Annotated in this window: 9 protein-coding genes; 4 read left to right on the top strand and 5 right to left on the bottom strand. The window is 44.5% G+C overall.

Features of this window, described 5'->3' with window-relative positions; translation table 11 throughout:
- Window positions 1–585: 585 nt before the first annotated feature.
- The 5 genes from E5S67_RS34620 to E5S67_RS28945 form a co-directional block, all read right to left on the bottom strand.
- Window positions 586–924: a cupin domain-containing protein gene (locus E5S67_RS34620; protein WP_339382774.1), complete on the bottom strand. Its 339-nt coding sequence runs from the start codon at window positions 922–924 to the stop codon at window positions 586–588.
- 101 nt (window positions 925–1,025) lie between these two features.
- Window positions 1,026–1,166 carry a hypothetical protein gene (locus E5S67_RS28960; protein ID WP_216670783.1) on the bottom strand — a complete coding sequence of 47 codons (141 nt, stop codon included), beginning with the start codon at window positions 1,164–1,166 and terminating at the stop codon, window positions 1,026–1,028.
- 834 nt (window positions 1,167–2,000) lie between these two features.
- Window positions 2,001–2,483, bottom strand: a complete 483-nt coding sequence (locus E5S67_RS28955; protein WP_172192503.1) for an Hsp20/alpha crystallin family protein — start codon at window positions 2,481–2,483, stop codon at window positions 2,001–2,003.
- Between the two features lie 140 nt (window positions 2,484–2,623).
- Window positions 2,624–2,878: a hypothetical protein gene (locus tag E5S67_RS28950; protein WP_172192501.1), complete on the bottom strand. Its 255-nt coding sequence runs from the start codon at window positions 2,876–2,878 to the stop codon at window positions 2,624–2,626.
- Between the two features lie 429 nt (window positions 2,879–3,307).
- Window positions 3,308–6,517 (bottom strand): glycoside hydrolase family 15 protein, encoded by a 3,210-nt coding sequence (locus E5S67_RS28945; protein WP_172192499.1) that lies wholly within the window; start codon window positions 6,515–6,517, stop codon window positions 3,308–3,310.
- Window positions 6,518–6,628: 111 nt separating this feature from the next.
- Between E5S67_RS28945 and E5S67_RS28940 the strand changes: the two genes are divergently transcribed.
- From E5S67_RS28940 to E5S67_RS28925, 4 genes are all read left to right on the top strand, one after another.
- Window positions 6,629–6,766, top strand: coding sequence for a hypothetical protein (locus tag E5S67_RS28940; RefSeq protein WP_172192497.1), 138 nt, complete (start codon window positions 6,629–6,631; stop codon window positions 6,764–6,766).
- A 202-nt stretch (window positions 6,767–6,968) separates the two neighbouring features.
- Window positions 6,969–7,700 (top strand): WecB/TagA/CpsF family glycosyltransferase, encoded by a 732-nt coding sequence (locus tag E5S67_RS28935; RefSeq protein WP_172192495.1) that lies wholly within the window; start codon window positions 6,969–6,971, stop codon window positions 7,698–7,700.
- 292 nt (window positions 7,701–7,992) lie between these two features.
- Window positions 7,993–9,687, top strand: a complete 1,695-nt coding sequence (locus tag E5S67_RS28930; protein WP_172192493.1) for an AAA-like domain-containing protein — start codon at window positions 7,993–7,995, stop codon at window positions 9,685–9,687.
- Between the two features lie 89 nt (window positions 9,688–9,776).
- Window positions 9,777–12,701, top strand: coding sequence for a WD40 domain-containing protein (locus E5S67_RS28925; RefSeq protein WP_172192491.1), 2,925 nt, complete (start codon window positions 9,777–9,779; stop codon window positions 12,699–12,701).
- Window positions 12,702–12,951: the final 250 nt, after the last annotated feature.

Below are 12,951 nucleotides of genomic sequence, written 5' to 3'. Positions count from 1 at the left end.
AGTTGTAAGTTATTCATTTTTTTATTGTCACGATCGAGTATTGCATATAATTGTACCGTAATCATGATAATGATTTAGGATTGCTATATAGATCTTATCCAGCATTAACCTAAATGTCACAATCACCGCTCCGATGCAGCTTTGCCGCTTGCTTGACGCACAGCCTTTGCAGAGCAGGAACGAGTGCGATCGCCCCTCGCTGTAAGTTGAGTTGAGCCTGTCACCTCCTTGCTTGTAAATCAGTAGGTAACGTGACAAACATGACTCGATTGGGCGATTGCGCGGAGCGCAGCGCCAGAGGCGATCGCACTAGGATTGAATTAGAGAAGCAATGATGAGTGTCGGGTTTCATGCTTCAACCCGACCTACAAGAGCGGGCGATCGCCCGATCGTTGAAGGATGCAATGCGCGAGCGGAACGTTCTGGTGCAGCGCGGTTGTTAGGCAGTGACCTTAATAAGCGCGACCATCTTTGTGCGTTAAAGCCCATTCACCATTCGGCAGTTGTGTTGCTTTGAGATCGTCATTTGGGAATTCGACCTCATCTCCAAGAGTGCGATCGCCAATCTCAAGATAGGTTACATTTTCAGAGAGAGCGATTAATTAGTTGATGGGCGATACCCATGCCTGCCTTAAATCCATAGCACTCACCCGGATGCAAAACGAATTCCTCTTCGCCTAGTACCAGCGTTGGACTGCCGAACAATACCAAAATAAATTCTTCTTGCTTTGAGTGGCTGTGAGTAAGAGCAGAAACTGCACCGGGTAAGAGATGGGTTAAATTAACTCCAAAATGAGTCAACCCAAAATACTCACGTAGTTTTCGCTTTTGTCGTCCCTGAACAAGGGAAGCATAAGGTTCTGGATATATCGTCTTACCGATCGGTGCCCAAATCAATTCAGATGAAATTGGTGATTGCTTCACAACTCACCCTCCCTTGCTATGTTAATGGCGTAACAAGCCGTTATTTCCTTCGGCTTGCTATTACATACCCCACGTATTATCCCAGCTATAGCACTCTTGAATCAGTTGATGTACCGCAGCATCTGCGGTTGAAAATGTACCGCAATTAGTTCTTTTTGTTCCAGAGGCCGCATGACCGACATCTTGATAGAACACAAACTGACCGTCCTCAGAGTGAATAGAGAGCGTAATAGCAACGCCATTTGTATACTGTTTCCACAAGCTAACAAATGAAGCTCCTTGCGGTATCAGGTTTACATCTTCGACATCACAAATCCATTGCCGTTGTTGTAAGTCTGTGCACGTATGTTCCTCTATCATTACCTTCCATGCTCTTATCGTATTTGAGTTGTATCATTACCTAAACAAATACTAATTGAGCCAAGAGAGAAATCTAACAGTACGCTTGAGTGGCTGCAAGTGACCTTCGCAATGCACTAACGTCTTTCGTCAGTCCGCTCCAAGCGATAGGGCTGTTTTGGTGAAGTCATTCCATGATGCGGTTTAGAGCATCAGTTAAAGCTGACAGACATAATATTGCCCCATAGAGAACTCTCGCATTATGAAAGATACAATGCGAATCGCGAAATCAACACATCTGCAGTTAGAGCTTCTTGAAGTATCTGGCGACTGGGAATAGCTCGAAGCCCACCTTTTCATAGGTGTGACGGGCTCTTTCATGACCCGGATCGTCCCCAGTCTCAACCATAGCAATAGACATCCCAGCGCCTTTACTTGCCACACAAGTGGTGGAACGGAGGACTGAGGGATTTCAATGCCCCTGGGCGATCGATTGGGTATTCTGCTCGTCGTGCTCTCCCCTGCATTTACTGGAAGCCTGCCTTGTAAGCGTTACTGAATTCACTGCGGGTTCAGGACGCGTGTAGGTAGCTTTTCGCTCGGCTTTCCCAAATAAAGAATACCGAGAGCAATGGTCGCTCCCGGTATTAGCTTTTCCAGTTCCGTTGTTGTTAAGTAAATCCAATCAGGCTCAATGAAAGGAAAATTTGCCTCACTCGATTAAGCACAGCCGATCGTTATTGGTTAGCCTGTTCCAAAGCAGGACTCGTTGAAGCTCCAGCAATTTCGGCTAAGTTAATCTTGACGACTTTATTGCGAGCTTCAGTTACTTTGGGTAGTGTTAGCGTTAGAATGCCATCTTTGCATTCAGCTTGCACAGAGTCGTTTTGAATGTGTGCGGGCAAGGGAAGCACCCGGTGGAATTTGCCGTAGCGGAATTCTGAGCGGACGTAGCCAGATTTCTCGTCTGTGTTTTCGTAGCGGCGCTCGCCAGAGATGGAAATTGCTTCCGGAGTGACTTGAACGTCAACGTCTTTGGGGTCAATTCCAGGCAGTTGCGCTTTTAATACGAAGTTGTCCCCAGCATCAGCCAATTCCAGAGCGGGCATCCAAGTGGCTTCTGAGTTATCTCTCGTTGTTGCCAGTTGGTCAAAAACTTTATCGAGTTGCTGACGGATGGTTTCAATTTCCGTGAAGGGTTGCCAATAGCGCATCAACATAATCTGTCACCTCAAAGATTGGTAAAACTTTATAACGAAAGTTTGGGTTGAAGCTCGTTGCTTACAGTTATTATGATGCCGATTTTTTAGTAGTAACAACAGTCAGGAGAACCCAACCCAGTTAGTCGTATTTGCCCTAATTAGTGCGAAAGAATCAGCAGTAATTGGCAGTGAAGAAAACCGTACAAAGCTATTCCTAGAAACCGAAAAGGCTGTGTCAACGCCATGATGACCCTACCGAGCAAACTCTGCACGGCGCGAGCGTCGGGGGAAGTATCGCTGGTGTTAACCGTACCAAAAGCACGGTGCGGGTGATGTGTAGCAGGGTAAGGACGTGATTTGTAGGCGTGAGCTGCTTTCCCATAGCCATCGCTCGCTGTAGAGGGCGTGAGCATAATCCTGGCTTTTCGGATTTACGGTATGAAAGGCTAAATATGCAAGTCATAGAAACCAGTATCCACAAAGCTTGGGGATTTTCAACTTATTTTTTTCATACCCTGATTAAGCAACGCCGATTTCTACTAAACTTACTGTCTGAAGTCCTGCTTTTTCTAGACCTAAATCTAAACCTTAGGCTCCAGCAAAGAGACTAATAGTTATCGGTTGGTTGTCAATCACAGGTTTTTTCCTCAAGAACAGCTTGGATCATTGCTCAAAATTAAGTTGATGAGAATTTCTTTTAATGAACTGCATAGGGCGCAGAGAAAGCTGGGGAATAAAAGAGAGAGAATATAAGAGAAGAGAGGACTTATGGAGAACCTCTATATGTAGGTGTGCAGTGCACACCTTACCGCTGAAAGCTCAAACCGGAATTGCCGCTCAATCTATCCAAACTTCGTCAAAAATCGGAAAGCATCGAGTACGTGACTCGCGCAAACGTAAGGCGAAGTATTGTAAAAAGCTTGCCAAGCCGCCGCTTTGTCTTCGTCGTATTTATCGGCTCTTTCCTGGTGTTTACCCAGCCAATTCAGCCGCACTGAGTGACCCACTAATACATCTAAAACGATGTATTCTTCTACTTGCAATTCTGGGTTGCGCTGGCCAATTGCCGCCAACTCCATCAGCGCCTCAATATTGACTTGTCGGTATTCCGGGGCGACAATCTTATTCAACAAATGCTCGATTTGTAGCGCGAAATTCTTTTCTCCCGGCGTCATTTCCGATAATATAATATGGCTATCTAACCGATTGCGCCGCTCTAATTTGTCGCCAATTATCAAGCCTTTGCAGTGCCGCAGCAGTCCCCAAACACTCGGATAAAAATCCTTCGGTACGCGATTGACTGCACCTTCCATTTGCCGCTTCCGCCGCCATCCTCCCGCAGGCATTTGCGGTTCTTCGGAAACTGGCGCTACTACCCATTCAATATCTTTTTCCTGCTGTTTGACGCGCAGGGATTCTTGCTGTTTGAGGATTTGATTCATTTCCTCGTATTCTGTCAACACTTGGCGCAGGCGATTTTTGATTTCAAAGGGACTTAGCTGCATTAAATGTTCGTAAGCTTCATTTTGGGTCACTGCCAATTCGCGGGCTAATTCGCTTGTTAACAGCAGAATAAAGTAGCTAACTCTCAGTGTCAGCAGACCTTTAAATAATTGCGGTTCTGCTTTAATTAGGACACTGAGGTAAATTAGAATTTCTTGGGTGAGAACTCGATCGCGAATATCTTCTCCGCAGAATTGGCGAATTTTGTCCATCACTTCCGTGTAAGAACCGGGTCGCGAAATTATCGAATCTTCGCTGTAGGCTTTCCCCACAGCAATCTGTTTTTGCCGCACCAATATATCTGTCACCGCATCGGACAAGCTGATATCAACCTTGTCCAGCAAACCTGCGGCATGGCGGATGACTGCCCATTGGATTTTTGATTGCGAACTTTCTCCAGCTTTTGTATAAACTTCGTTAAGTAAATCCACAACTTGTACTGTTTCTGCCGAACCTCCAAATCCTGTATCAAAATTTAATCCTTTGAGGCGAACTAACGTGTGCAGCAACTCAATTTGTTCGTACAAATTTTCTGAATCGCGCAGGCTAGTTAGCAAGAATTGAGTATTAGTTTCGCACTCTAATTTAAATTCTTGCGTGTGACCCAAAGGCCAAGTTTTTTCAGGATTGTAAGTTAGATAGCTGCGCGTTTCTACTGCACCTGTCACCGGAGATTCGGTAAATTCAAAATCGTGCATGAAATCAATTCTTTCGGTGCCAGCAGTCAGCATTAACTGCTTAAGATTTCCGAGTTTAACTGGCGTGTTGTTACAGTGTCCATCCCGGAATTCCTTCATTAATTCTAACAACGCTTCTCGGCCGGTTTCCAGCATCGTGTGAGTCAGCATCAGCGTTACCGTGGGGCGTCCCAATTGATACCAGTGGCGGTGAATGTGAGCTATTTCGCTTTTGATTTTAGATACTAGGAAATGGTAGTCTAGAGTTAGGTAAAATTCTTGTCTGTCCAAAAATGAGGGGAGAAATACGATCGCCTCTTCGCGAATTTTAAACACCCGAGAAGTTGTTAAACTCCGCAGACGGCGCACGGGGCGCCCGGTTAAACCTAATGGGTCGTTGCGTCCAATTTCCGTGTAAATAGCTGATAATTCTTTAGTCTGTCGGACTTGAATAGGTTCTACCTGTTTTGGGGTTTGCGCGGCAATGCCGTTAGCGGCTAATTCTGCTTGCAAATCTTCGTCTTCAGCTAACAGTGCAATTTGCACTAAAGGTTCTCTGTGTTGGCCCACTGATAGGTGCCTTCCCAGCGGGTCGATGTCGCCAACTGCGATTAATCCTTCATTTAGCAATTGACCGAGAAAATACAAACTTTGCGCCCAAACTAGGGGAATATTTTCATTTGGCAAGCGCTGCTGGCTGCTGGGATTTAACTTTTCTGCTTCTATATTTTCGGCGGGGACGTAGTACAATTCTGGTAGCAGTGGCAAACCAGAGCGATCGACTGCTAGAGATTCCAAACGCTGCTGGTACTCCTGTACTTGGGCTTGATTTCCCTGAAATATGCCGTCCAAAAATAAATAAGTGAAAAATAGCGGCCACTCGCATTCAATGTGCTCGAACTGCCTTAATTCTGTGGGTTCGTAGTGCAGGCGATCGGCATCTTCCAACACTGTTTGGTGTCCGTCCCGCAGAAACCGCTTGCAGCCGTATTTTCCTTGCAATTTGTCAATAATTTTATTTCGAGTCCGTTCTATTAATTCTCGGTCTTCAACAGCAAAAGCCGGAAAACTAATCACGCTCAATAAAGCGGCGTCTACTTCTTTTGAACTAGATTCGCGAGGCAAAAGCGATTCCAAAGTTATGCGATTTCTGGCAATTTCGTCTGGCAAAACGTGAATTACCGAGGCTTGAGAACCTTTAATTCCGAACAAATCCAACCCATTTATTGCTTCCAGTGCTGCTTTTGCCATGCCAACTGAACTGGCGTTCAATTCTGCATTGCCGCGATTGATTTTATGGCCTCTTTCCCAAATTCCGTAATCCGGCGTGCGGTAGGCTCTACCGATGTAGTAAACTAAATTTTGCACGAAATTGACTTCATCAATTGTAAAAATTACGTGCAGCCCGGAAGCCGTCATTTGAGCAAGTATTAACAAATATATAGATGTAGCGTCTAACTGTAAATGTCCCCATTGGTCATCACCAACAACAATACTTCCAGTTTGAGTATTATATTTAGCGTGCAGGGCATCTAGCGGCGATTGAGTATTTTTAAAATCTTCTACTTTGCTCGATTGCTGCATCATCGCAAACAGCAAGCCGCGCATCAGTTTGACTGTGCCGTGTTCTAGTTCAAATGTTCTGCCGCGATCGTCATCAATTTTGCGGTAAGCTAAACCCAAACCCCAAACTGCAAGAATGCTGTACACGTTGTCGCGCACCCAAGCATCGGTGTAGTCGCCGTGGGCGTTAACGGCGGTACTCGCCGGCAGCAAACCCGTAATTGGGTTCTGACGCTTGAGAATGACGGTTTTGATTTGTTGGTAGTAATAATCTAACCTCGTTTGTCGCTGAGTTGTTGCGATCGCCATTTCGTTTTCCTTGTTTTTCCTGATGCGAGCCGAATTGCGGTGAATAGACTTTTAAATATATCAGAGTTCAGATTATTTCTCAAGTTTTGCAAACACAAAAAGGTGATTGCCATGTCTAGCCACAACAACAATAACAACACCGTTCCTTTCGTAAAAATTGTCTACTCTACAGTGAAAATTAATGGTAAAATTGAGCTAGTACCGATGGAATGGTACGCTGACGGCTCAGTCAAAAAAATTGAACACTAATTCTCGATCGCACTTGGCAGGCTAACTCTAATGGACTTGCGCGCCGCGTACAAAAAACCCGGTTTATTGGCCACGGAATGATGACTTAACAGAATCTTTGTGGCACAAACCGGGTTTTTTGCTTCCAAAAGTAGTCTAGCATCGATCGCCAATCTAAGCTAATTTAAATAACTATGTGTGTAGGAATCTCAAAGAAAAAAATATGGATCGATCGCAGCCGCAATTTTCAGTGCTGGGACTACCAGTCCACATATTAGATGATTATGCAGGTTGGCTGATGCAGCGCCTGCATCAAGGGTTAGGAAGTCACGTCGTGACGCTGAATGCTGAAATGGCGATGCAAGCCGAGCAAAATCCGGCTTTAGCAGATGTAATCCGCAAAGCGGAACTGGTGATTCCCGACGGTTCGGGAGTGGTGCTTTACTTGCGGATGCGCGGCAAACCGGCGCAGCGCTATCCGGGGATTGAATTAGCAGAATCGCTGCTGCAAGAAGCCGGAAAATTGCCTGATTCAGAACCACTCTTTTTCTTTGGAGGTTCCCCCGGAGTGGCGGCTGCGGCGGCAGAAACTTGGCAGCAAAAAGTTAACGGATTGTCAATTGCTTCTCAACACGGTTATCTTTCCGCAGATGAAGAGAAAGACTTCCGTGAAAGCCTCCAAAAAATGCAGCCCAAACTGATTTTTGTAGGCTTGGGAGTGCCGCGCCAAGAATTTTGGATTGCCGAACACCGACACCTTTGTCCTGATTCGATTTGGGTGGGAGTTGGCGGCAGTTTTGATATTTGGGCTGGAACAAAAACCCGCGCGCCGGCTTGGTTTTGCGACAATCATTTAGAGTGGTTGTATCGGCTTTATCAAGAACCTTGGCGGTGGCGGAGGATGTTAGCTTTGCCGCAATTTGCGTTGAAAGCTTTGGGAGATTTTCGAGGGTAAAAGTTCCCACTCGAATCGGGTTTACGGGAGTTATGGCTGATATTGCCGATCGCGCGTGAACCCGCCGCTACAATAATTGTGGTTAATTTACGTGACATGATACAGTATATTCCCGTAGAGCTGGTAAACTTAATCTAGTAAGTAGATCGGCATGAAAAAACAATAATATCTTGTATGGGCGATCGCGAGCGAAGATATATAAAAGCCGGCATCAAAGCCTTGTCCTCTTCACTAGATATTCTTGGGGCGGAAACGGAGTAATAGCGAATCACCTTTAGTCAAATTCGGATTTATGAGTAGTTCCCCAAGAAAGAAAAAAACGATCTTGTTTTTAGCAGCGAACCCCAAAAACTCCACGCCCCTGCGCTTAGGTAAAGAGGTTCAGGAAATTTCAGATGCCCTGCAACGCTGTAAAAAGCGTGATAAGTTCCAACTGGAGCAAGAATGGGCAGTAACGCACACGAATATGCGGCGGGCAGTATTAGATTATAATCCGCAGATCGTTCACTTCTCAGGGCATGGTGCAGGAGAGGATGGTTTAGCTTTAGAAGATGAAACCGGGCTGATCAAGTTGGTAAGCGTACAAGCCTTAGCAGCCTTATTTGAAATATTTATGGATCAGGTTGAATGCGTCGTGCTGAATGCCTGTTATTCAGAAGTGCAAGCAAATGCGATCGCACGTCATATACCATATGTTATTGGTATGAACAAAGCCGTTGGAGATAATGCTGCACGGGAATTCGCCGTGGGTTTTTACGACGCATTAGGCGCGGGGAAATCTATAGAATTTGCCTATAAGCTTGGCTGTGTCAGTATCAGCATGGCAGGTATTCCCGAAGAATTGACTCCGGTACTGAAAAAGAAGTCAGATTTTTATTATGCTCCCGTTAGCCATATACTTGAGGAGTCGTCGCCTGCGGTGGCAAATGTGGGATCGTCGCTCCCCTCACCACCTGTTCCTCTCCTCAATTTAGATAACCCAGAAGGTTCTGTTAGTTTAGATTCACCCCTATATATCGATCGTCCTCCCCTGGAATCAGACTGCTACCAAACTATTGCTAAACCTGGCGCTTTGATCCGAGTGAAATCACCCCGTAAAATGGGGAAGACTTCTTTATTACAGCGCATTTTACACCATTCAAGAGAACAGGAACATCAAACTGCCTATTTAAACTTTCAATCTGCTGATGGTAATTTTATTAGCAATCTCGATCAGTTGTTGCAATGGCTTTGTGTTGATATTACTAATGAACTAAATTTAGAAGATCGAGTAGCAGACTATTGGAAACAAGGGATGGGTAGCAAACAAAAATGCGGCAACTATTTTCAGCGCTACCTGTTAGCAACAATTACTACACCATTAACGTTAGGATTGGATGAAGTCGATCGAGTTTTTCAATATCCCCAAGTAGCGCAGGAATTCTTTGGTTTACTGCGGGCGTGGCATGAAAAAGGAAAAAACGAACCCGCTTGGAAAAAACTGCGTTTAGTAATTTCCCATTCCAAAGAAGTTTATATTCCCCTCAACATCAACCAGTCGCCATTTAATGTAGGTTTATCAATTGAGTTACCAGAATTTAACCATCAACAAATTGTAGAGTTAGTACAAAAACATCAACTGAATTGGTCTGCCAGTCAGATAGAACAACTGATTGGAATGGTAGACGGGCATCCTTATTTGTTAAGAAAAGCCCTTTATGAAATTGCTCGCGGTTGTTTAACCTTAGAGGAATTTTTACAAAGTGCACCGACTGAAGAAGGAATTTACGGCGATCATTTACGTCATCATTTAATTAATCTCACTACCGATCCAAATTTGGAAGCAGCAATGAAACAAGTAATTGCTAGTTCGGTTCCGGTACGATTAGAAGCCGAGCTAGCGTTTAAACTTCGCAGTAGGGGTTTAGTGAAGTTGCGAGGTAATGATGTGATTCCTCTGTGCAATCTCTGCCGCCTATATTTTAAAGACCGCTTGGGAGTTCATTAATTTGTACGTTGTTGCGCTAAAGCGCTAAATCTGGCGCTTTAGCGCAACAACGTACTTTTTTAAATAATTTAATTTTTGGGAGTTCGTTAATGAATGACAAACCCGATCTAAATTACGAATATCAAGTTGGTGGTAGCTTACCGATTGATGCGCCTACTTATGTTAGGAGACAAGCTGACCGAGATTTTTATGAAGGATTAAAGGCGGGAGAGTTTTGTTACGTCCTCAACTCGCGACAGATGGGGAAATCTAGCTTGCGAGTGCAGACAATGGCGAGATTGCAGCAAGAAGGATTTGCCTGTGCTGCTGTTGATATCACGTCAATTGGCACGTCAGATATTACTCCTCAAGAGTGGTATTTTGGAATTATTGACTCCCTGGTAAATAGTTTTGAATTGTACGCTCGTTTTGATTCTTACGAATGGTGGACAAGTAACGAATTGCTGTCTCCTGTCCAACGTTTCAGCATTTTTATTAGAGAGATCTTACTGAAATTTATCGATAAAAATATCGTAATTTTTGTTGATGAAATTGATAGCGTTTTGGCTTTAGCATTTGATATAGATGACTTTTTTGCACTTATTCGCGATTGTTTTAACCAGCGTGCAGATCAACCAGAATATAACCGCCTAACTTTTGCTTTGATTGGAGTATCAACACCTTCCGATTTAATTAGTAATTACCTTCGCACTCCCTTTAATATCGGGCGGGCTATTGAGTTAACGGGTTTTCAATTATCAGAAGCACAACCTTTGGCAGTTGGGTTAGAAACTCAAGCAGAAAATGCTCAGGCGTTGCTAGAAGCCGTATTATATTGGACAGGTGGACAACCATTTTTAACGCAGAAAGTTTGTAAATTACTTCGAGTTAATCTCAATACAGAGCATATTGAAACTTATGCCAATTTGGTAGCGAATATAGTAGGAGAGAAGGTGATTCACATTTGGGAAGAGCAGGATGAACCAGAGCATTTGAAGACGATTCGAGATCGCATCTTACACAGCAAAAAACTTGCTAGTCGGTTGCTGGGACTATATCAGCAAATTTTGCAAGAGAATGAGATTGTTGCTGATGATAGTCCCGAACAAATGGAACTCCGTTTAACAGGTTTGGTAGTTAAGCAATCTGGTAAACTTAAAGTCTATAACCAAATTTATAAATGTGTTTTTAATGCTGATTGGATAGAAAAACAATTAGCTAATCTCCGTCCCTACAGCGAAAATTTTAACGCTTGGGAAGATTCTGATTGCCAAGATGAATCGCGACTGTTACGGGGTCAGGCTTTGCAAGATGCTCAAACTTGGGCGGCCGGTAAAAGTTTGACCGATTTAGATTATCAGTTTTTAAATGCCAGTCGGGAATTACAAAAACGAGAAGTTGAACGAGATTTAGAAGCTCAGAGACAAGCTAATCAAATTTTGACTGAAGCGAATCAGACCCTAACCAAGGCACAGCAAAAGGCACGAAAAATTACAATTGGAACCTCTGTTTTTGCTGTGGCGGCTATTTTAATTTCAACTGGGGCAACTGTTTTTGCCGGGAAGCAAGTCACTCAAGCTAATAATTTATCAAATACCATCCAGGAAAGTGCTTTTTCCAATCAATCATTTATTTCTGGACAGACATTTCAAGCACTGCTGGAAGCATTGAAAGCCGGAACAACATTAAAAAAACTAGATGCTTCAGCCAACACGACAAAAGACATCAAAGGACAAGTGATGGGTGCGCTGCAACAAGCAGTTTCCCAAGTAAAAGAGCGCAATAGTTTGGAAGGGTATAGCAGTTCGGTCTGGAGCGTCGCCTTTAGTCCCGATGGCTTGACTTTGGCTTCTGCTAGCGGTGACAACACCATCAAACTGTGGAACCTGCAAACCGGAAAACCCATCAAAACCCTGACTGGGCATAGCCTTTTGGTCAGAAGCGTTGCGATTAGTCCAGATGGCTTGACATTAGCTTCTGCTAGCGCTGACAACACCATCAAACTGTGGAACCTGCAAACCGGAAAACCCATCAAAACCCTGACTGGACATAGGAATGAGGTCACTAGCATCGCTTTTAGTCCAGATGGCTTGACCTTGGCTTCTGCTAGCGTTGACAATACCATCAAACTGTGGAACCTGCAAACTCAAAAAAACATCAAAACCCTCAGGGGACATAGCAGTGCAGTCAATAACCTCGCATGGAGTCCAGATAGCTTGACCTTGGCTTCTGCTAGCGCTGACAAGACCATCAAACTGTGGAACCTACAAACCCAAAAAGAACTCGCTACCCTCAGCGGGCATAGCAGTTTTGTCAATAGCGTCGCATGGAGTCCCGATGGCAAGATATTGGCTGCTGCTAACGCTGACAAGACCATCAAACTGTGGAACTTGCAAACTCAAAAAGAACTCACGACCCTCAGCGGGCATAGCAGTTTTGTCAATAGCGTCGCATGGAGTCCAGATGGCAAAACCTTGGCTTCTGCTAGCGCTGACAACACCATCAAACTGTGGAACCTGCAAACCCAAAAAAACATCAAAACCCTCACCGGGCATAGCGATCGGGTCAATAGCCTCGCCTTTAGTCCCGATGGCTTAACTTTGGCTTCTGCTAGCGCTGACAACACCATCAAACTATGGAACCTGCACCTGCAAACCCAAATAGCCATCGCTACCCTCACCGGGCATAGCAATTCGGTTAATAGCGTCGCATTTAGTCCCGATCGCAAGACATTGGCTTCTGCAAGCTATGACAAGACGATCAAACTGTGGAACCTGCAAACCCAAAAACCTCTCGCGACTCTCACCGGACATAGCGATCGGGTCAATAGCGTTACTTTTAGTGCCGATGGCAAGACTTTGGCTTCTGCTAGCGCCGACAACACCATCAAACTGTGGACTTGGGATTTTGATAAACTGATGGCATTAGGCTGCGAGTCAATAAGTGATTATCTCAAAAACAACCCGAAAGCGACAGCAGAAGATAAACAGATGTGTTCTGATTACCTCAACCAAAAGTCCATCAAAAACGACTAGGCAAAAAAAGCCAGCCAGCAAGATGCTCGCACTACATTTTTTTCACCACCACTTCCACCTTTTCCGTCGTCCATTCCTCACTCGCATCAGTCACAACCCTAATATTGCGCTGCGGGTTATCTTCATCCACCACTGCTGACAATAATTCTCCCAACGCAGTATAGCGATCGCAAATCATTCATAAATCGATCGAGGGTTCGATCGATCATTAGTTTCATGAGAATGTTGGCTCAAAATCACCAAACTTATG

Origin of the sequence: Microcoleus asticus IPMA8 (genome assembly GCF_013179805.1) — a bacterium.
GTDB lineage: Bacteria > Cyanobacteriota > Cyanobacteriia > Cyanobacteriales > Microcoleaceae > Microcoleus > Microcoleus asticus.
Note: the sequence above shows the minus strand (reverse complement) of the source record. Positions and strands in the feature narration are given on the sequence as shown.